The 21,808-nt window shown below is 38.7% G+C and carries 13 protein-coding genes; 10 read left to right on the forward strand and 3 right to left on the reverse strand.

Annotated features, from left to right (window positions below):
* Nucleotides 1-202 precede the first annotated feature (202 nt).
* The 9 genes from EV282_RS20085 (at nt 203) to csaB (ending at nt 14,548) form a co-directional block, all read left to right on the forward strand.
* A complete protein-coding gene (locus tag EV282_RS20085; protein ID WP_242611815.1) occupies nt 203-2,275 on the forward strand; it encodes a stalk domain-containing protein in 2,073 nt (690 codons plus the stop codon).
* 129 nt (nt 2,276-2,404) lie between these two features.
* Nucleotides 2,405-3,409, forward strand: coding sequence for an acyltransferase (locus EV282_RS02980; protein WP_130293667.1), 1,005 nt, complete (start codon nt 2,405-2,407; stop codon nt 3,407-3,409).
* A 171-nt stretch (nt 3,410-3,580) separates the two neighbouring features.
* Nucleotides 3,581-5,509, forward strand: a complete 1,929-nt coding sequence (locus EV282_RS02985) for an S-layer homology domain-containing protein (protein ID WP_130293668.1) — start codon at nt 3,581-3,583, stop codon at nt 5,507-5,509.
* Nucleotides 5,510-5,658: 149 nt separating this feature from the next.
* Complete coding sequence (locus tag EV282_RS02990) at nt 5,659-7,572, forward strand: S-layer homology domain-containing protein (RefSeq protein WP_130293670.1); 1,914 nt, start codon at nt 5,659-5,661, stop codon at nt 7,570-7,572.
* A 259-nt stretch (nt 7,573-7,831) separates the two neighbouring features.
* Nucleotides 7,832-8,569, forward strand: a complete 738-nt coding sequence (locus EV282_RS02995) for a WecB/TagA/CpsF family glycosyltransferase (protein ID WP_130293671.1) — start codon at nt 7,832-7,834, stop codon at nt 8,567-8,569.
* A complete protein-coding gene (locus EV282_RS03000) occupies nt 8,562-10,142 on the forward strand; it encodes a putative polysaccharide biosynthesis protein (RefSeq protein WP_130293673.1) in 1,581 nt (526 codons plus the stop codon). The genes EV282_RS02995 and EV282_RS03000 overlap by 8 nt, the downstream gene beginning before the upstream one ends.
* A gap of 203 nt (nt 10,143-10,345) precedes the next feature.
* Nucleotides 10,346-11,416 (forward strand): glycosyltransferase family 4 protein, encoded by a 1,071-nt coding sequence (locus EV282_RS03005; protein ID WP_130293675.1) that lies wholly within the window; start codon nt 10,346-10,348, stop codon nt 11,414-11,416.
* Between the two features lie 130 nt (nt 11,417-11,546).
* A complete protein-coding gene (locus EV282_RS03010) occupies nt 11,547-13,475 on the forward strand; it encodes a DUF5693 family protein (protein ID WP_130293676.1) in 1,929 nt (642 codons plus the stop codon).
* Nucleotides 13,472-14,548: a polysaccharide pyruvyl transferase CsaB gene (gene csaB / locus EV282_RS03015; RefSeq protein WP_130293678.1), complete on the forward strand. Its 1,077-nt coding sequence runs from the start codon at nt 13,472-13,474 to the stop codon at nt 14,546-14,548. The genes EV282_RS03010 and csaB overlap by 4 nt, the downstream gene beginning before the upstream one ends.
* 220 nt (nt 14,549-14,768) lie before the next feature.
* On the opposite strand, the gene EV282_RS03020 is transcribed toward csaB, so the two are convergent.
* A complete protein-coding gene (locus tag EV282_RS03020; RefSeq protein WP_130293680.1) occupies nt 14,769-16,655 on the reverse strand; it encodes an LTA synthase family protein in 1,887 nt (628 codons plus the stop codon).
* 205 nt (nt 16,656-16,860) lie between these two features.
* Here EV282_RS03020 and EV282_RS03025 point away from each other — a divergent pair, with 205 nt between their 5' ends.
* Nucleotides 16,861-18,732 carry an FAD-dependent oxidoreductase gene (locus tag EV282_RS03025; RefSeq protein WP_130293681.1) on the forward strand — a complete coding sequence of 624 codons (1,872 nt, stop codon included), beginning with the start codon at nt 16,861-16,863 and terminating at the stop codon, nt 18,730-18,732.
* A 240-nt stretch (nt 18,733-18,972) separates the two neighbouring features.
* On the opposite strand, the gene EV282_RS03030 is transcribed toward EV282_RS03025, so the two are convergent.
* Nucleotides 18,973-20,142 (reverse strand): acyltransferase, encoded by a 1,170-nt coding sequence (locus EV282_RS03030; RefSeq protein ID WP_130293683.1) that lies wholly within the window; start codon nt 20,140-20,142, stop codon nt 18,973-18,975.
* A gap of 212 nt (nt 20,143-20,354) precedes the next feature.
* Complete coding sequence (locus EV282_RS03035; protein ID WP_130293685.1) at nt 20,355-21,395, reverse strand: LCP family protein; 1,041 nt, start codon at nt 21,393-21,395, stop codon at nt 20,355-20,357.
* Nucleotides 21,396-21,808: the final 413 nt, after the last annotated feature.

The following is a 21,808-nucleotide window of genomic DNA, read 5'->3' on the forward strand; positions in this document are numbered from 1 at the left end:
GATACTAAGTAACACATCCTAACAAAGATCTGTCCAAATTTAAGGGCAGGTCTTTGTTGTTTTGTAGAGAAAACCATATTATACAGATTTTTGATGTTTTATAACGATAATTTAACAAAAGATAAGTCTTTTTTACATTGACGTTAAAACACATTACTTATACGCTACTAGGGTAGTTAAAATTTGGAGGGGGAGAATGTTTTTGGGAAAAAGGCAACTTCATAGTTTAATAGTCTTATGTTTAATCATTTCACTTTTTTCAACAGCGATGCTATCCGGCGGGAAAAAGGCAGAGGCTGCTCATGATCTGGTAAATCCGAATCAATTTTATACATACGACGAGATGATTACAGACATGAAAGAATTGGCTGCCCATTATCCTAGTTTAATCAGCTATAAAGAGATTGGCCGCAGTGAATACAACCGCCCGATCTATGCGATTAAATTAGGAAAAGGAAACGCGAACGTCTTTGTTAACGGCTCACATCATGCCCGTGAATGGATATCGACAAATTTATCCATGGACATGATTGATGAATATGCGAGTGCTTATACGAATGGGGATTATATTGGTAAGTATAATGTACGCGATATTCTTAATAAAACAACAATGTGGTTCGTTCCGATGGTGAATCCGGACGGAGTAACTCTTCAGCAATACGGACTTTCCAAGTTTCCTTCTGCTGACCATTGGAAACTAATCAACATGAATGAGGGAAGTACAAATTTTCAACGCTGGAAAGCGAATGCTCGCGGAGTTGATTTAAACCGTCAGTACGATGCTGACTGGGCAAACATTAAGAACAATAAATCAGGTCCGTCCTGGAGTAATTACAAAGGTACCGCGCCTGTAAACCAGGCTGAATCAAGAGCGATCGTCAACTTCACGAATCAGATCAACCCTGAGATGGCAGTGGCTTATCATACGAGTGGTGAGATTTTATATTGGAATTTCCACCAGACAGGAAGCTGGAAAGAACGCGATCATAAATATGCTCAAACTATCGGATATATGACAGGGTACGACTTGGTGTATCCAGGCACAAATCCTTCTGGCGGAGGATTTACAGATTGGTTTATCATCAAGTACAAACGTCCAGGTTTTACGCCTGAGCTTGGCAACTATGCAGGGAATACTCACGTTCCGGTTTCAGAATATCCTGCGATCTGGTCACAGAATAAATATGTTGGGCTATATGTAGCACAAGAAGGCTACAAACTTTATTTGAAAAGTCCTCGGTATAATCCGGAACAAAAGATAACAGTCCAAATAAATGGCAAGACGTTCAGCTATGATGAAAACGCATATTTAAAAGATGGGCGTACATTTGTACCTGTTCGAGGTGTGTTTGAAGAATTAGAAGCGACAGTAAATTATAATGCTTCTACAGGTGAGATTAAAGCTACTCGCTGGGATAGAAGAGTTACACTGAAAGTTGGTTCAACAACTGCAACTGTCGTTACGGATCAAGGTACTTCGACAATAACTTTTGATACTGCACCACAAATCAGCGACGGCAGAACAATGGTGCCTCTAAGATTTATTGCAAATGCATTAGGTGCAGAAACAAAGTGGAATAACGACACCTATACGGCTTCCATTACAGACAACTATGTGAAATATTCAAAAGTGAAAAATCCAGATCCAGTATCCGTTACTATCAACGGCGCAGTGCAAAATTTTGATCCGGCTGCTCATATGTATGGGTATGACACGGTTTACTTACCTCTTCGTGATCTATTAACAGCAATGGGTGCAACAGTAACATATAAAGATTATGTTGCAACGGCTGTTAAGGACAATACTACAATGGTAATTAACCTAAAAGAAAGAACCATTTCAGTAAATGGTAAATACATCTTTGTAAGTGAACCAGCCATCCTTGATCAAAATACGACAATGCTTCCTGTTCGTATCATTTCTAATGCATTTGGATTTGATGTGTCGTGGTCGCCTTCTGAATGGACGGTTCATATAACAACTGATGAAGCACCAGCGGCTACACCAGCTGAAGAGCCGGTTGCAGAGGAACCTGTTCAAGAAGTAACAACTTCACCAGAAACATCGAATATTGAGGAACAACCAGAAACACAAACAGAAGAAGATCCTTCAAAAGCTTCAGAAGGTGGTACATCTGATGAAGAAGCCACAAATGAAAAACAGCTAAATGAAACAGACCCGACTGCTGAGGAATCTGTTTTAGAAGAACAGACTTCTACAGAGAACAATGGTCAGGAAGATACTAAAGTTGATTCTCAAACTGTTTCAGAGTAACTAAAGAAATTAATTAAACCATGTCTTTTGAAAGGCATGGTTTTTCTATTTTGTAAAAGAAGATATTGTCATAAATGGTCGGGATTTGTATGATTAAAGAAACGATTGAGTAAGAAAGAAGGGGATCAGTTGATTCAATACGCTAATGCACTCAGAGCCCTAGCTATAATGGCCGTCGTAATGATTCACGTAGTGGGAAATTTAATGATAATCGATATATCTAAAACATGGTGGCTCGCTAATATTATTGATAGTTCCGCCCGGTGGAGCGTTCCTGTTTTTGTAATGGTAAGCGGAGCATTATTATTAGGTAAAAATGAATCCTTATCAACATTTTTTAAAAAACGAGCTTCAAAGATAATTATTCCTTTTATTTTTTGGACAGTTTTTTACGAACTGTTTAAGATGCGCACTCAGTTAGATATGTTCTCAGTAGAAGCGGCGATAAAAAATATATATAGCGGGAAAGCTTATTATCATCTTTGGTTTTTGTATATGATCGTTGGTATCTACTTTGTTACACCAATTTTTCGTCCGATTGCACAAAATAGTAGAATACTAGTTTATTTTGTTGTGGTGTGGTTTTTGCTTACGCTTGAGAATGTCATTTACTATTTCACATCGATACATATTGGATTTAAAATGGGGATGTTTTGGGGGTTCACAGGTTACTTCTTATTAGGGTACCTTTTAGCAAAACACGAGTTATCAAAAAGAGTGACAGCACTTATCTATATGGGTGGAATAATAGGATTACTTGTTACCATATACGGCACCTATCATATGACGGAAGCAAAAGGTAAATTAGATATTTTCTGGTTTGATTATCTGGCTCCGAATACTTTGTTAGTATCAATGGCGATTTTCGTGCTGTTTAAACATATGTTTAAAGCTAATATTCGTTTTGTTAACTCTTTTGCAGCTGCAAGCTTTGGAATCTATCTAGTTCACCCTTTCTTTTTAACGTTGTATAAATCAGGTCCTTTTCAAGAATTATTTGGGTTTGCACTGCATGCTAAGACATTTCATGTTTTATTCGGTATACCAGCAACATTTATCACAGTCACCTTGTCGAGTTATGTCGCTGTGCTTATTCTGCAGAAAATTCCTATTGTAAAAAAGATCGTTCCTTAAAAAAGATCAAAAATCTTGCCCGCTATTCTTATAGCGGGATTTTTTTATTTTAAAAACTATTATATCCATATAAAAGATAGTCAGAAAGATACTAGAAAATAATGTAGAATATTGGTAGATTAATAGAGGTTGTGTAAAACTTAGTAAAATATTCATAATGGGGGAGAAAATGTGAAAAAGTGGTTGGCGTTGTTATTGTTGCCATTTGTTTTGTTTTTCAGTTCAAATGCAGCTAATGCTGCAGATGATATTACGGGGCACTATTTTGAACAGGACATGAGAGAGCTCATTGATCTGGGATATTTAAAAGGAACGATAAAAGATGGTCAAACTTTCTATGAACCAGATCGTAACGTAACACGAGCTGAATTCGCAGCATTTTTAGTTCGAATTCTTGAAGCACAAAACTTGGAGGTTATTAATCCAAAAAGCTTTTCTGATGTGAAAGAAGGTGCTTGGTACTACAGGGTAGTACAACAAGCTGCTGAAATGAACATTGTTAACGGTAATCCTGATGGAACATTTAAACCTGATGCACCAATTTCAAGAGAAGCAATGTCAGCAATGATGAATAGTGCATTTGAATACAAAGGAATTAAGCTGCCTGAAACAGAGCTCAAATTTAAAGATACATCAAGTATTTCAAGCTGGGCTGTTTTATCAGTAAAAAGAATGGTTGCTGCTGGTATTGTAAAGGGAAACGATGATAATACTTTCCGTCCTGCAGAGAATGCTACAAGAGGTGTTACAAGTGCATTCTTAGTTCGTATGATTAATGAACTAAAGACTCCGCCGCCACCACCTCCAGCACCTAATTTTCACCTTGCAACTGTAACAGCAGATGCTACTACAAAGGTAAAAGAATATGAAACTTATGATGCTGCAAAAGCGGCCGCAACACAAAGCAATCATGTTGTTTTGAAAGACAACAAAGTGGTTTACATGAAGAGTGGAGTGGTTGCACCAGCTCAAATACATCCACTTGCATCTGTACTCTATAAAACTAGCGGATTTGGAGATCATTATTTTAGCTTAGTTGCAGGAACAGAAACTGAATTTTTAGATGCAGGTGAAACTTGGGTAAAGGTAAAGTTCAATAACACAATCGGTTACTTTAAAATGAATGAAGCAACACTTCATCCGACTGTTAAAGTAAAAGGTGCATCTTATTATAAGGCTGAAGGCGGAAAGCTGACTCACTATACGTATAACGTGAACACAGATACTTACGGCGCATTTTGGTTTGGAAGCAGCGGAAGTATGCCTGATGGTAAATATTCAAGTAAGGACGGCCATTCTTTTTCAGGAAACGGCAATACGTATAACATGTATCAATATTTTAACGTAATGCCTCTTTATACAAAAACTAGCTACACAGCAGAACAGCTGAATGATTTTGTTAAGAATAATAAGCCGGATTTTGCTGCTAACAATACAATTCTTGAGAACTTAGGACAAGCCTTTAAAAATGTAGAGGCTAAATATAACGTCAATGCAATGTATTTATTGTCTCATGCTATCCATGAAAGTGGCTGGGGAACAAGTCCACTTGCTATTGATAAGAAAAACCTGTTTGGAATCAAAGCATATGATGGTTCAGCTTATGAAAGCGGCGACACATATAAATCCTATGAAGCATGTATCGAAGTACTTGTAAAAGAATATTTACTTGATCCAACTTCCAGCTATTTTATTCAAGGCTGGAAAGCAAACGGGGAAGTTGTCGGTGACAAAGAACTTGGCATGAATGTTCGATATGCAGCTGATCCGTATTGGGGTCAAAAGATTGCTGGATATATGTATAGAATTGATAAATATTTAAAAGGAAATGAAAGAAACAAATATGGTATATCTGTAACATTAACAGATGGTGTTAATGTAAGAAATGATGCATCAGCAAGTGCTAGTAAATTATACTCCATTCCATTGGAAGGTACACCAGTACTTGTATTAAACAAAGTTACATCTAAAACAAATGAAGGCACGTGGCTGCAAATCGTTCCAAAGAATCTAAACGGAGCTAATTATGAGAAAACGTTTGTTTACAGCCATGGTGGTCCTTATGGAACGCTGATGAGAGATCTACCATTAGCAAAATAATATTTTCGTAGAAGGCTATTGAAACTAGTTTCAATAGCCTTTTTCTTTTTTCGTCTAGGAAAATATTATAACTTTAATGGTAAAGATTTACTTCAGTCTGATAGAATGGTAGTGGGAAAGTGGAAAAATCTTATTTTGGAGGGGAAGTTTTGAAGAAATTTTTATACTTTTTTATATTACCATTTGTGCTTTTGTTCGGATTGGGTGCACAAGATGTGTCAGCCAGTGATGGATTGGAAAATAAATATTTTAAAGTGCCGATGAGGGAGCTAATTGAACTTGGGTTATTGAAAGGTACAGATAAAAACGGCGTAATTGATTTTGAGCATGATAAATCAATTCCTAGAGCCGAATTTGCAGCGTTAATGGTTCGTGTACTTGGAAAAGAAAACATGACAGTAACCAACCCAACTGACTTTACAGATGTTCCGAAAACTTATTGGGGATATACTGCCATTCAACAAGCTGCGCAATTAGGAATAATTAACGGTACAGGAAATGGAAAGTTTTCTCCGACAGCTAATATTACTCGCGAGCAGATCGCATCAATAATGAACAGTGTGTTAGAGAAACAAGGGATTACTCTTCCGGTGAAAGATTTATCTACATATAAAGATGCAAATCAAGTAAGTTCCTATGCAAAACTTTCCATGGAGAGAATTGTGGGTGCTGGAATTCTAGCAGGATCGAACAATGAGCTGAAACCAAAAGACAATGCTACACGGGGAATGACTTCAGCATTTTTAGTCCGTATGCTGGATTATGCAAAACCGGTTTATTATGTAGGAACGGTAACTGCTAATGAAAAAAAACAAGGACAGCAGTATGGAAGTTATGCTGAAGCAAAAGTAGCAGCAACCGGAACAAATGAAGTCGTCTTAAAATATAAAAAGATTGTTTCCATGAAAGATGGACAAGTAACAAACAGTACTCTTGCACCAACAGTTAACCTTTGGAATGATACAACGTTTAACCATGTCATTATCGGTGTGGCATCAGGGACACCGGTTGAATTTTTAGAGTCTGGTAGGAATTGGGTAAAAGTAAAATTTGGTAAAAAGACCGGGTATGTAAAAATTAGAGAAGCTAAGCTTATTCCTTCAGTGCAAGTTAAAGGTGAGAGCTTCTACGAAGTCAGAGAAGGTTTACTAAGACATTTCGTGTATAATGCACATACTCAAAAGCATGAATCTTATCTGTTTGGCAGAAGTGATGCAGATATGCCTAACGGCAGGTATGTAAGTGAAAATGGCAGTCTCTATAAGAATAATTTAACAGGGACAACATATGAAGCTCATCAGTATTTCAATAAGCTGCCTCTATACACGAAAACATCCTATACAGCTGAAGATCTTAATAAATATGTTAGAGAAAATAAACCTTCTACACTAGGTACTTCAGTTCTTGAGAACATGGGTGCGAAGTTTAAGGAAGTTGAAGAAGAGCATAACATCAATGCGATGTATTTATTAGCTCATGCAATTCATGAGAGTGAATGGGGAACTAGCAAGTTCTCAAAGGAAAATTTTAACCTCTTTGGAATAGATGCAGTTGACGGAACGCCCGGTGCAGCAAAGTTTAAAAGTTATAATGAAGGCTTTGAAGCAATTATCAAACGATTGACTAATCCTAATGATGGTTATTTTACAAAATCTCCATTTAGATATCATGGAGCATTCCTTGGAAACAAAGATTTGGGTATGAACGTTTTTTATGCGGCAGATCCTTACTGGGGTCAAAAGATTGCAGGTCACATGCACAGGATGGATGTAGCGTTAGGTGGAAGGGAACGTAATAAGTATAATATTGCGGTTACTTTAACTAAAGGTGCTACAACTAAAGTAAGAAGCACATCAACTGTTAGTGATAATCTTTTATATGAACTTACAGTAACAGGTTCTCCAGTGTTAGTTTTGGATACAGTTGTGACCGAAAAAGAAGGAACATGGTATGAGATTGTACCAAAAAATTTAAATGGTACTGATTATAAAAAAGCTTATGTTTACAGCCACGGAGCTTCATATGGAACAAATATGAAGTTGTTAGATTTAGCAAAAGAATAAATGATTGAAAGCCTGACTAAATGGGATGTACATATCCCTGGGATGTCGGGCTTTTTTTCGTTTACATTGCGAAATATTGGATAATCCAACCACCTCCCTCAAAAACTAAAGTGGAAGACGACCTATATAAGATGAAACTTATAGTTGCGGACCATATGGTTTAGGGCCGTTTTATGATATATTTATTAGTGTTTTATTTAAAATAGGTAAACTTTGCTAAATCACGCAAAGTTAATTACGGAAAAAGTGGTGACTTTCATTGAAAAATACAGTTCGAATTCTAGGTGTAGATTTCGTAAACTCAACATTATTTGAATTTCTAAATACATTAAGCGGACATTTGGAGAGAGAAGAAAAGACGTTTGTTGTTACGGCGAATCCAGAGATCGTCATGAAGGTTCGTGAGGATGCAAATTATCGAGCAGTCGTTGAAAAAGCAAACTATGTAACGGCCGATGGCATTGGTGTAGTAAAGGCAGCGGGAATTTTAGGCAAACCGCTTCCTGAACGTGTTACTGGTTTTGAAACGTTTATGGGGCTTCTCCAGACTGCGAATGAAAGAGGATATAGTGTGTATTTGCTTGGTGCGCAGGATGAAGTGCTTCAAAAAACAGTAGCTGAGATCATGACGCAATTTCCGAACGTAAAAATTGCAGGTGCTCATCACGGATTCTTTGATTGGAACGATGATCACATCCCTAACGAGATTCAGCGCACGAAACCGGATCTTATTTTTACTGCATTAGGTGTACCAAGACAGGAGCTTTGGATTGGGCAGAACATGGACAAGTTCGAAAAAGGTGTGTTCATGGGAATCGGCGGATCGTTTGATGTACTGGCTGGAGCGGTTCAGCGTGCACCAGAATTCTGGCGAAAAATGAATCTGGAGTGGGCTTACCGTCTGATGAAGCAGCCATCTCGCTGGAAGCGCCAGCTTAGCCTGCCGCACTTCGCATTAAAAGTAATCCAGCAAAAGGTGACGGGCAAGCATGAGTAAAAATACGTTCATCAGAGGAGCGCTCATCTTAACAGTCGCGACCTTTTTATCAAAATTCTTAGGCTCTGTTTTCCGAATTCCACTGCAAAATATCGCAGGTGATGATGTTCTCGGGATCTTCAGTCTTGTTTATCCGGTTTACATGACAGCTTTAATTCTATCTGTTGCCGGAATCCCGATTGCGATTTCAAAATTAATTTCAGAAGCTCGTGCAAAAGGCGAGGATACTGAAATCCGAAACATATTTAACACGGCAGGGATTTTAGCTGTTATTTTCGGAATTCTATCTTTCAGCTTTTTGTACGGATTTTCGTATCAAATTGCAGAAATCCTGGGTGGTCAGGAAACGAGAAGCTCACTTATTGTTGTTTCTATCACGCTTTTGATCGCGCCTTACATGGCAGTCTACCGTGGATTCTTCCAAGGTTACGAAGACATGAAGCCAACTGCTTACTCACAAGTGATTGAGCAGTTTATTCGTGTGGCACTCGTTATCGTTGCTGCTTATTATTTTGTATCAATTTCTGCAGACAACGAGACGATCGCAGCCGGTACGATGGCGGGTTCAGCTATTGCGGCACTTATTTCTTTAATCTTTTTACGAATTCTTTTTCAAAAATCGAAACTTAAACCGGGCTCGCATCGTCCATATACAATAGAGGCGTTTAAAACGTCGAGTAAGCACATATTAAAGCTATCTCTGCCGATTTGTGTAGGTGCGTTAACGATGGCTTTGTTGAATGTTGTTGATTCGTTGACCATTCCTTCAGCGCTTAAAATGGCAGGGAACACAGCGAAAGAAACCTTTTACTTAAACGGTATTTATGCACGTGGAACATCGCTTGTCCAGATCGCAACGGTCTTTTCTACATCAATCGTTTTGCCGTTAATCCCATTAATTACGGGGAAAATAGCCAAAAACGAGATGGATGAAGCGAATAGAGTAATTAAACGCTCGTTCAACTTAACACATTTGTTCTCTTGGCCAGCAGCTGTAGGGATCGCTGCACTAACTCTTCCATTAAACATCGCGCTTTTTACAAATGATGAAGGAAGCTTAGTAGTAGCGATCGTGAGCTTCAGTTCGGTATTCACTTCACTTGCTGTTCTAGGGACAGGTATTCTGCAAGGAATCAACCGTCCAACAGCAGCGGCAGTCATTATCGTGGCAGCTGGGATCGGAAAAGCATTGTTAAACTTTATGCTGATTTCACAGTATGGATTATTAGGTGCAGCCATCGCAACATTGGTTATTTATGTTGTTATTACGATTGCCAATGCGCTCGTAATTAAACAAACGTTTAAATTACCTTTTGTAAATCGGTCCATTTTAACTTTTGCGGTTGGAAGTCTGATAATGGGAGTTGCAATCGGATATCCAACGTTATTGCTTAATTTAACAGGTCGTCTTGCAAGCTTATTGTATGCAGGTGCTGCAATAATAATCGGCGGTGCGCTTTTTGCGGTTTTCATTTTGCTGACAAAGGGAATGACAGTAGAAGAATTACAATCTCTACCGGTTATCGGAAAGAAATTGGGTCGATTTGGCAGGGTTTCTAAAAATAATGCTTAAGTATTTAGCGGAAACTAACTATAGAAGAAAAACGCTTTCATTTATTTAATAATTTGTTAACGATTTTTTCACACAAAATCGAAATTATCTATGCTATAATTTTCTCTGTGTATAAATTTAAAGTTGATTTTTGTCGAAATCAAACACAAAAATAAATTGCGTTTTACAAACAATAATCATCACGCCAATTGGGGAGTGTAACTATGACTTACTGGGCATTGTTAATATGTTTTATTGCGTCGGTTCTTTTGACACCGGTCGTGAAAAGGTTCGCCTTTTTCGTTGGTGCAACGGATAAGCCCAACCAGAGAAAAGTTCATCAAAGAATTATGCCGCGGCTAGGCGGATTAGCGATCTTCATCAGCTTCGTGCTCGGCGTACTTATCGTACAGCCGGCGAGCCAATACACGGTTCCGATCGTACTTGGAGCAATCGTGATCATCATCACTGGTGTTTTTGATGATATTTACGAGCTTTCACCTAAAGTGAAAATGCTTGGGCAAGTGATTGCAGCTGGTATCGTTATTTATGGGGGAGTTGAAGTTCATTTCATCAACTTGCCGTTCGATTACCGATTAAGCCTTGGATTCCTTGGTATTCCTTTAACGCTTTTATGGATTATCGGAATTACGAATGCCATCAACTTGATTGACGGTCTTGATGGACTTGCGGCGGGTGTTTCATCAACCGTATTGATCACCATCTCAGGTATGGCGATTTACAACGGCAACGTTTTAGTTGCTGCACTTGGTATCATCTTGCTAGGAAGTACTTTAGGATTCTTGGTTTACAACTGGCATCCAGCGAAAATCTTTATGGGAGACACTGGAGCGCTATTCTTAGGATACATGATCGCTGTTCTTTCTCTATTAGGGTTCAAGAACATCACATTATTCTCACTCGTTGTACCGATTATCATTCTTGGTGTACCGATCTCAGATACACTGTTTGCGATCATTCGCAGATTCTTGAACAAGAAGCCATTGTCTGCACCAGATAAATCGCATTTGCATCACTGCTTATTAAACAGCGGAATGTCTCACCGCCAGACGGTACTTGTGATTTACGCAATGAGTGCAATCTTCGGACTTGCAGCGATTCTTTTCAACTTAACAACACTTTGGGGATCACTCTTAATCCTATCCGTGTTGCTGCTGATCACTCAGTTTATCGCTGAACGAATCGGTTTGGTCGGAAAAGATCACGCGCCTGTAAATAAATTCTTACGAAAGATTTTTTACGGACTTAAAACGAATCCGAGAGTCGGAAAATAAAAATGAAGAAGGACATCAGTTAGCTGGTGTCCTTTATTTTATGGGTATCTCTTGCCGCTCTTTATAAGAATGTTGATATTAAGGTAAAATAAAAGCACCACGACCTGAACCGAGAAAGGAATGTTCTTTGTTGAAAAAAGTATTATTCGGCCTATTGATTGTATCCTTGCTGCTCACCAGCCCCATGATCTATGAACGCATCAAAACCGAGTCGGCAAACAATACATATGAAGTGATGGTTCCATATACGGACCTTGAAATTTTGAAGAGTGAAGATGTTTCTACAGAAGAAATTTATAAAGGTTTGAAAGACGCTAAAGTGCATTCTATCACTCTTGAGCCTGAAAATATTAGTTCACTTGAAACTCAAGGTGTAGTTGCTGTTCTAAGTAAAAGTGATATTCAGAATTACTTTGCTTTGACGAACAATTTAAATACAAGCAAACTTCCTGCAAATGAAGGTATCTTTGTTAGCTATCTTAAGCAAGGTCACAAATCTGAGGATTACCTGCAACGTGCATTTAAAGATGATATCTCAACTTTAACTGCTAACGGTCAGAAGTTTTATTTTATTGAAGGAAAAACAGATGACGATCCAAAAATTGAGGATAAATCATTAGGCTATTTTAATACAGACACATACGAAGAGATAGTGTCCAATGGCTTTCAGGTGGTTCCTCGTATAAAGAATGACTATTCATCATCAGATGAAGAAGATGGTCATTCCAGCAACGATACCATGGTTAAACAATTATTAAAGTTCCCTAAAAACGAAGTAGATAAAGTTCTGTTCATTGGCAAAGAAGTTGTTGGTTATGATGGTACGGGTAAAGAAAAATTAGTTAAATATGCAAAACAATTAAAAGCTAATGACTATGATGTGGTTGTTATTGAAGGAACAGAGCAAAAGGGGATGCAAACTTTTGCGAATGAAATGAATTATGATGCGGAGAGACTTTACTCTGAGAACAGAACGAGTGAAAACGCCGCTTCTGAACGATTATCACGAGCAGTAAAAGAACGTAACATTCGAACTCTATTAGTGAAAGTTCAAAAGTTAGATGATAAAACAGCTGAAGCAGAATTTAAACAAATGATTAACGAAATTCAAGACTTTCATGCAGAAGTACCAGGTTACTTTAAAACAGGTGAAGCACAGCCTTTTAAAGATATGAAGGACTATAAGCTTTTACAGCTATTTGCCTTTTTAGGTGGTTCTGTTTATCTTGCATTAGCTGCTGCATCTGTTCATAAAAAACTAACTATGCTTGCTTTAATTGGGGGATTAGCTATTTCAGCAGGTTACCTTTTACTTGGGATAGGGATGCTGTTAAAAGGATTCGCTTTATTAGTAGCTGTAGCAGGTCCGATCTGGGCAGTACTTAGAGTCCGCCATGCTGAAAACATCAATAAAATTGTTGTTAATTATATAACGGCTGTTCTAATTGTTTTTGCAGGAGCATGGCTTGTAGTGAGTTTACTTTATGGAGATCCATATCTATATAAACTTGAAGAATTCCGTGGCATTAAAGTACTTCTTGCATTGCCGATTCTCGTAACGGCAATCGTTCTTGGTCTTCAGATTAACCATGCTTCATCTCTTAGAAAGTTTATCAGTTACATTAATAGTCCTGTTCGTTATTGGCATGTACTAGTACTGGGAGTAGTTGTCGTTATCGGTGCATACTACTTAAGCCGTTCAGGTAACGCAGGAACAGCGAGTGCGCTTGAGTTGACATTAAGAAGCAAGCTTGAAGAGCTTATGTTTGTACGTCCGCGTACGAAAGAGTTCCTAATCGGATTCCCGTTCTTTGTGTTTGGACTTTACTTGTTCCGCAGATATGCAGGAATCGCAAGTGCATTTTTGGTCGCTGGTTCCATCGGATTTGCATCGATGATGAACACATTCACGCATCTGCACATTCCTTTACTATTGTCTGTTCTGCGTTCCGTTTACGCACTTGTTATAGGACTTGTCATCGGACTTGTGATGATCGCTCTTTATAAAGTAATAAAAGATAAGTTGTACCCGTACGTACGTGAAAGGTGGATACAATGAAAGTAGTTTTATCAGGTTATTACGGATTTAACAACATCGGGGATGAAGCGATTCTTCTATCGATCATCTCCGCTTTAAAAGAACAAAAGCCGGATATCGAGATCGTGGTGCTGTCTAATGATCCTGAATTTACAAAAAGGACGTATGGCGTTGATGCTATTAACCGTTGGCAGATGAAAGATGTTTTTGCTGTATTGAAAACGTCTGATGGATTGATTTCAGGCGGAGGAAGTTTGCTTCAGGATAAAACAGGTATGAAGAGTATCCCGTATTACACTGGAATCATGATGCTTGCTCGCATGGCAGGGAAACCATTCTTTATCTATTCACAAGGAATGGGACCGATCGATAAATCGGTGAGTCAGTTCTTAACGAGAATGATGCTTAAGAAAGCCGGGAAGATAACCCTTCGTGATACCGGATCGATCCAGTTGTTGAAGGATATCGGTTTGCGTAATGAGATGGAGCTCGTTCCAGATCCGGTGCTTGGGTTTCATTTAGAAGAGCCGAAGTCGAACTGGTACCAGCAACAAGATTTTACAAAGCCAGTGTTGACTGTTTCTGTTCGTGAGTGGCCGACGACTAATGATTTTAAAAAGAAGATTGCTGAAGCATTGGATGACTTTATTCGAAGAGGGAATGAGGTTGTGTTTATTCCGATGCATGATAAGCATGATGATGATACTTCCCGCGAGATTTTAGCGATGATGAACGAGAAAGCGTATGTTGCGCCTTTTGATGCTTCAATTGAAGAGAAGGTTTCGATCATTGGCTTGTCAGATATGCTTTTAGCGATGAGACTTCATGCATTGATTTTTGCGGGAATCATGAACACGCCGTTCCTGGCGTTGTCATATGATCCTAAGATCGATGCATTCTCAGAGCAAGCGAATCAACCTGTTTTTGCTCATGTTGATGGTGAGTGGACAAGCGATGAGTTAGCTTTGGCGTTGAGTCGCCATCTTGAGGTGCTGCCGCAAGAGAAAGAAAAGTTGGCTGCAGCAGTTGGTCCATTAACTGCGAAAGCGAAAGGTACAGCGAAGCAAGCGATTGAGTTGTTTGCACGTTCTTAAAACACACTTAGTGTCTCCACTTTGTCGAGGATTGTAGACTCGTGGATAAACTGCTTAAACTCGTGGATTCAGCGCGGAAACTCGTGGATTAACAACCATAATTCGTGGATTCAAGCGCAAAATTTTTTGATTCAATATAGTAGAGCTCTGCAAAATCAATTTGCAGAGCTCTTTTTTGTTACTTATGTTTTTTATCGAGTAAAAATACACTAACTCTTTTCTACTTTTCTGGCAGTGATTTTAAATACTGATCAGATAAGCCCAAAAGTTTTAAAATCCGGTCATAATCTTGCTTGTACGGTGCATGAGGCACCTTCGTTGCAGTCTCGAGTGTCAGAGCCTCACCATCATCAAATGATTTTTCCGGCTGAAACACCACTTCACCATTAAAGAACGAGCCAGCTGGCATATAATAACGCATACCAATTAAGTTTTCCTTATGATTCAACAGATCTTGGCCGAAATGAACATAATCATTCAATGATACGCCTAATAAGTTCGCAAGCGTTGGCATCATATCCAGCTGACCAGCGAGCTGATCGGAAGTCATTCCACCATCAGTTATCCCAGGTGCTGTAATTACAAACGGGACATTGAAGCGGTCAATCTTCGTATATTCATGTCCTAAAAATTCCTTCAAAATCTCAGGGTCCTTCTCTTTAAACATCGTATGGTGCATCCCCATGTGATCCCCGTAAAAAGCGAGCAGTGTATTCTCCCACATTCCTTCCGCTTTTAGCTGATCGATAAACTTGCCCAATACCATATCGTTATAGCTGATCGCTCGAATATACTTTCCAACGATGGAATTCTTATATTTATCCGGAAGTTCAAACACCTCTTTATAAGCCGGAATCTCATAAGGGTGATGGCTTGTCATAGAGATAAAATGTGCGTAAAACGGTTTGTTTTTAGCATGTAGCTCCTCTAACAGCGGCATTCCTTTTTTAAACATCACTTCATCAGAAGGGCCAAGACCAATAAGATCTTCTTTTCCGAAAAAGTCTAGCGCATAGTACTTATCAAAACCTAAAGAAGGGTACAGTTCTACACGGTTCCAAAACTCAACTTTATCCGCATGAAGCGTGAAGGTTTCGTAGCCTTTTTCTTGCAAAAGCTTCGGCATACTCGGAAATGCTTTTTTCTCAAAAAAACTTGAAGTCGCAACCATACCTGCAGGGTAGAGGGAAGTGTTCGCGATAAACTCTGCATCCGACGTATTTCCAGCGCCGGTCTGCTGATAAAGATTGTTAAAATAAAAGCTGTTTTGAATGAGCTTGTTCATGTTCGGTGTTACTTCTCTGCCATCGATCTTCAAGCCAATCGGAAAGTCTTGCATCGACTCGAACTGGATCAGGATCAGGTTGCGGTCTTTTGCCGCCCCGAAGTATTGACGCTCAGAATCGGGAATATCCTCAATGCCTTTAATCTCATTAATTTTATCTTGAATCGTTTTTTCGCTCTTAATCTCTTTGTCTGTTAGCGCCGCAGCTTGAGGCAGTCCGCCGTTTGGTCCGTAATAAGCCTGCAGTGCTTCAAAATTAAAAATTCCTTTCGTTTCTGCAGCTAGTGCAGAGTTCGTGATGATCTCATCTTTATGAAGAAATAAATTGGCTAAACAAGCTGCAAAAGAAAGCACCAAAATGGGAGCCACTAGCTTTGTTTTAGAAAGTTTGAATTTAGAGTATAAGGGAAGTTTTCTAGTTAAGAAAACCACTAACATAACAAGAAAGTCAGCGTACAAAAGGAAATATTCCGGCTGAATCAGCTGTGTCACACTATCTTTCACCGCACCTACTTGTCCAGCTTGCATTAGGGCATAATAGGTTGGAATGTTGCCGAAGTAAGAGTGATAAACGGCTATTCCGAAAAAGAACGTGGATAGTAGCAAATTCAACATCAAATAAAGCGGGAATTTTAGCTTGTTTTTCACTATGTATTCAATAAGACAAGCAAAAAGAAGGATATAACTGAGTTCAAGCGAAATGGTATCTAGTAAATTGATATCCTGAAATAATATATATCGTGTAAATAAGGCTTTTAAAGCCAATGAAAATACAAATGTAAAGAAAAGAGTTCCAAAAAACGCAGACCTTCGTTGTTGCAAATCGACACCCCCGTTAAACAATTGTTTAATAAATTTTCCTTAGTCTAATAAATTATACCTAGTCCGCTTTTCTTTTGTAAAGAAACTGTATATTTCTTGTAAAGTCTAATTCGGCAAAAATCGACAAAACTAGAAGTATACTGGGTAAAAATTGTCTGATATACTAATTTTATGTTAAATTTTCGTTACAAAGGATGTTGTGGGGATGAGGAATAAAGGTTGGATAAGATGGGCTGTATCAGGAGGATTGCTTGTCGTTCTGGTAATGGCGTTTATTTTTATAAAAAAGATTTATCCATATCCTACTACGGTTGCAAAAATGGATGTACAGCCGTATGAAGCGCCTGATTTGAAAGATCAATATGATGTAATCGTGGTTGGGGGAGAACCTGAAGGAGTGGCAGCAGCGGTTTCAGCTGCAAAAAATGGTTCAAAGACTTTGCTTATTGAACACCGGGATGGATTAGGCGGTTTATTTACATATGGAGCATTAAACTTTCTAGATGTGAGTTATGATAAAAACGGTAAATGGGCGAATCAGGGTGTTTTCCTTGAGTGGTTTAAGCTAACTGGAAGCAGGATCGGGTTTGACTTAGAAGATGCTGAAACTGCGTTCATGAAGCTTGTACAAGAAGAAGAAAATCTGACCTTATCTTTAAACACAAAAATGAATGATGTTGTAAAGAGCGGCAATGCGTTAACAGGCATCGTACTAACTGATGAGAGTGGTGAACAACATACCATTTTTGCAAAACGTTTTATCGATGCGACTCAAGACGCAGACCTAGCAACGGCTGCCGAAGCTCCATTCTTTAAAGGTGGAGCAGATATTGGCTTGGAAGACCGTAAAATGGCTGTTACGCTAATGTTGCACTTTAGCAATGTGGATTGGGACAAAGTTCAACAAGCAGCCAAAGACGGTGTGTTTGGCGGCGGGGAAGTGACGAGTAATGTGGCATGGGGTTTTTCTGACTTACATTATGACTACAAACCAGTGAATCCACAAACACGACTGCGTGGATTGAATGTGGTTCGGCAGGATGATGGTTCGATTTACATTAACGCGCTGCAGGTTTTTGGAATTAACGGTTTAGATGAATCCGACAAACAAAAAGCTATTGAAATTGCAAAAGAAGAAACAAAGCATATTTTAGCTTACTTGCAAAAAGAGTTCCCTGGGTTTGAAAAAGCTGAGGTCGAAAGCTTCCCGCCAGAGTTATATGTTCGAGAGACACGTCATGTGAAGACAGAATATCAGCTTCCGATGACAGATATTTGGGAGAACAAGGATCACTGGGATTCCATTGGATTTGGAGCGTATCCGGTTGATGTTCAGGCTACATCGCCTGGAGATTACGGTTATGTCATTTCAAAACCCGAGCAGTATGCGATTCCTTTCCGTTCATTGATTCCATTAAAAGTGGATAACTTGTTGATCGCGAGCAAGGCTGCAGGATACAGTTCGATTGCGGCAGGAAGTGCACGTGTTGTTCCAACGGGGATGACACTCGGTGAGGCAGCTGGTGCAGCATCAGCGATTTCGATTAAAAATGAAACGACTTTCCGTGAGATGTCTGAGAATAAAGAGTTGATCAAAAACCTTCAGGAAACCTTGAAAGAACAAGGCGCTAACCTATACGCGTTTGATATCAAATTTCCTTATGAAGGAGAATGGTTCTACGAAAATACGAAGCCTCTCATCGATTATGGCTTAGTGGTTGGTGGTTATACGAATGAGTTTCCTGTAAATAAACCAATCAGTGAAGTTTCATTCAGCAACTTGTTAACGAACGGAATTAACCGTATGATGCCAGAAACAGCAGGCCAATATAAGATGCAGGAAATGAAAAAACTGATTGATGAAGGAAAAGATGTTTTAACGGGACAGCAAGCCGCTCAAATGCTGTTAGTTTTGAATGGTGTTTCAGTATCTGAAGAAGAAGCTTGGAACACAGCTGTGGAAAAAGGGTATATTGATACGACCTTGCAGCAACGAATTGAACCTGAAACTGAATTAAAAGGCAGTGAAGGTTACTATTTAGCAGGTCATGTGTTAAATAAACTAAATAATAAGTAAGAGGATGCCCTGTGCATTCTCTTTTTTTCATAATAAAAATGGGTTTGTGCGTGAAAACCATAATCGTTTGCGTGGAACTCGACTATTCTCGCGTTAAACTTCATAACGTATGCGTGAAACTACCACAATTCAGCGTGAAAACCCCATTTTTCTGCGCGAACGTGTAATAAATAAAAGAACACGTACCGTAAAATTCAATTAAAAAAGAACTGACCCGTTTAACGAGTCAGTTCTGATCACTTAAGAAGCTTGATAAGCTTCTTTTTTAGTATTTGGTACATAAGGGTTCTTCGGTTTTGGTCCGAAAAGTACCCAAGATTTTTGGAACTTCATAACATTTCCTACAATAATCCATGAACCAATAAGTGCAAATAAGAACATGCCTGCGACTGATACATGGTAAAGGATCGGATCTGATGTCACAAAGAACTTACGTGCGATTAATAACAAGATCGGGTGAATCAAGTAAACACCGAATGATACAACACCTAAGTGAATCATGACGTTCAATACCTTTTCATGCAGGTTACGGTATAACCAGTATGCGATCTGCATCAGAACTAAAGCAGACGTAAAGGTATGAACGTTCCATAATAATTCATAGATCTTAGAGTCAATCATCGCGCCATTTGCACGAGTCACATACCATACTCCTACATGACCGGCAGAAGCACCAATCCAAATCGCCCAAAGCGGAATCCAAACGAGAGCTTTTTTAGAGAAAAGCTTCTCTTTTGTCACGATCAGATAATCATGAATCTGCTGATAGTGAATTCCCATAAAGGCTCCAAGGAAGTAGTAAGACATATAAGAGAACGAAATACTTCCTTTTAAAGAATACTGCCAGTAGTAATGGTTCAATAATACAAAAGCCCACTGAAGAACGAATCCGATCCAGATCGTATGCTTTGTCACTTTAGGGAACTTTTTCAGTAACATCAAGATAAACGGGAACAGAATATAAAGCTGAATAGAGATAAACACAAAGTATAAGTGCGTGTATGCTTTACCCGTTAAAAAGTCCATAATGAACGCCTTGAACATCTCACCCGTACTTGCGTATCCTTGCACCGTTGCAGTCATCGCAAAATACAAGAATGAAAAAATGAAGTAAGGTATGATGATGAACAATAATCGCTTCTTATAAAAGCTTGAAATCCGTTCTTTTGTTAAAGGCTTGTGATAGTAATTAAAGAAAAGTACAAAACTAGATAAGAAAATAAATGTCGGTGTACCAAATTTGAAGAAAATATTTAAAAAGTTATACACTCCATAAAGTGAGGAGTCTGGGTTAAATGCAGCTACCACACCAGAAGTGGAATGGACCATAATAACTCCGATAATGGCTAATGCACGAACCAAGTAAATTTCACGAATTTGTTGAGGTCGCTGTAAAGTATTGTTATTCATGTCTTTCACCTCGTTTTTAATTCCATGGATAAATCTTTTCTCATAATAAAAATTTCATAATAACAACGTTCGTAAGTGTAACATGTTTTGTTGGGATACATAAACCATCACTTATTTCCAGTTATTTTACAATTCGGCGACCTCTCTAAAAGCATACAAAAAAAGCTTCCCTAAAGATAGGGAAGCTAAACTAAGATTTTGTAAAGATTCTGTTAAGGTGTTTCGTTGGATTCTTCTTCTGACTTGCTGGTTGAATCGTCAGGATTGTACTCATAACCAGGAAGTTCTAAGTGAGATTTAAGCTGTTCGGATACTTCTTCAACGGAAGCTTCGTCAAGCTCATAATAATAAGCACCAGTACTTGTATCATCATAGCCTTCAAGTTTTAAGTTCTCAATGGAATCAATGGATTTTGAATACTTGAATAAAGCCAAGATATTGCCAAACGTAAAGTTCGTTGCCATGTTGTCACCAACTGTTTCAATAACCGTTCCGTACTTCGGAATAGATTCCATTGAAGCTGACTTCTTAATGATCGCTTCAACAAGCTGCTTCTGACGATCACCACGATAAATATCAGAATCAAGCTTACGAGTTCTTGCATATGCAAGTGCTTCCTCTGGTCCTAACGTTTGAACACCAGGTTCAAGGTGAATCGCTTTAGCTTCATCTTTACTGTTTTGTTCTGTGATTTCTTTTTCTACATTGATTTCAACACCGCCAAGAGCATCAATAATCTCAAGGAAAGCATCGAAGTTTAATTTCACATAATAATCAACGGGAACATCGAAAAGATTTTCAACCGTTTCAACCGTTAGATCCATACCGCCGTAAGAGTGAGCATGCGCGATACGGTCTGTGTTTCGTCGACCTGGAATCTCTACTTTTGAGTCACGAGGCATGCTGACCATCTTAACCGATTTATCTTTTCTATTGAAGGTAGCTAAGATCAAAGCATCAGATCTGACACCTTTGTAACCGCCATTTGCGCTGAAACCACGTTTTGAACTGTCATCTACACCTGCTAACAGCACAGAAAAATGATCTTCCGAAGGGTCAACAGCTTGTTCACGCTTATCGGATTTCCCGCCGCGACCTAGTTCTTCGTTCGCATTAGAAGTTGCATTTGCTAATTTATATGTTAAATAAGAGCCGTAACCTACAGATGCAAGTACTATGACCAGCAATGGAACAAAGATAAAAAGTATACGACGGCGTTTCTTTCTCCTTTGGCGCATTACTTTTCTATTCATAATGGAAAACTCCTTTATCATTCAAAGAAATAAGGGCCTATACCCATAGTATAAATCTTTCGTACCAAATATATATAATGTTGGCGTCAACTTAACCGTAATTTTTTGGCAATAGTTTAATGTTAAGAGAGGAAAGGGAAAATAGCAACAAAATTATTGTTACATTTTGTTGAAATTAGGGAAAAAGGACTATGAAATATTTGGTTAAGCTGTGTTGCTCTTGAAAGAAGTTGATTTTCGTTCCTGGTTGCTCGCTTTCCATGGGGCGTGCGGTGAGCCTCCTGCCGCTTTGCGCCATTAGGAGAATCACCTGTCCCGCTCGTCCAATAGGAGTCTCATACCTTGCACTCCAATCAACTAAGCAAAGAAGTGTTTTTACCAAAAAATCTTTAAGCAAAATTCAATAGAAAAAG

Origin of the sequence: Fictibacillus sp. BK138 (genome assembly GCF_004216955.1) — a bacterium.
Lineage (GTDB): Bacteria > Bacillota > Bacilli > Bacillales > Fictibacillaceae > Fictibacillus.

What these genes read in the sequence shown, in the direction of transcription:
- EV282_RS03005 (WP_130293675.1), top strand. Translation starts at nt 10,346, where the DNA reads ATGACTTACTGGGCATTGTTAATATGTTTTATTGCGTCGGTTCTTTTG.
- csaB (WP_130293678.1), top strand. Translation starts at nt 13,472, where the DNA reads ATGAAAGTAGTTTTATCAGGTTATTACGGATTTAACAACATCGGGGAT.
- EV282_RS03025 (WP_130293681.1), top strand. Translation starts at nt 16,861, where the DNA reads ATGAGGAATAAAGGTTGGATAAGATGGGCTGTATCAGGAGGATTGCTT.
- EV282_RS03035 (WP_130293685.1), bottom strand. Translation starts at nt 21,395, where the DNA reads ATGAATAGAAAAGTAATGCGCCAAAGGAGAAAGAAACGCCGTCGTATA.
- EV282_RS03030 (WP_130293683.1), bottom strand. Translation starts at nt 20,142, where the DNA reads ATGAATAACAATACTTTACAGCGACCTCAACAAATTCGTGAAATTTAC.
- EV282_RS03000 (WP_130293673.1), top strand. Translation starts at nt 8,562, where the DNA reads ATGAGTAAAAATACGTTCATCAGAGGAGCGCTCATCTTAACAGTCGCG.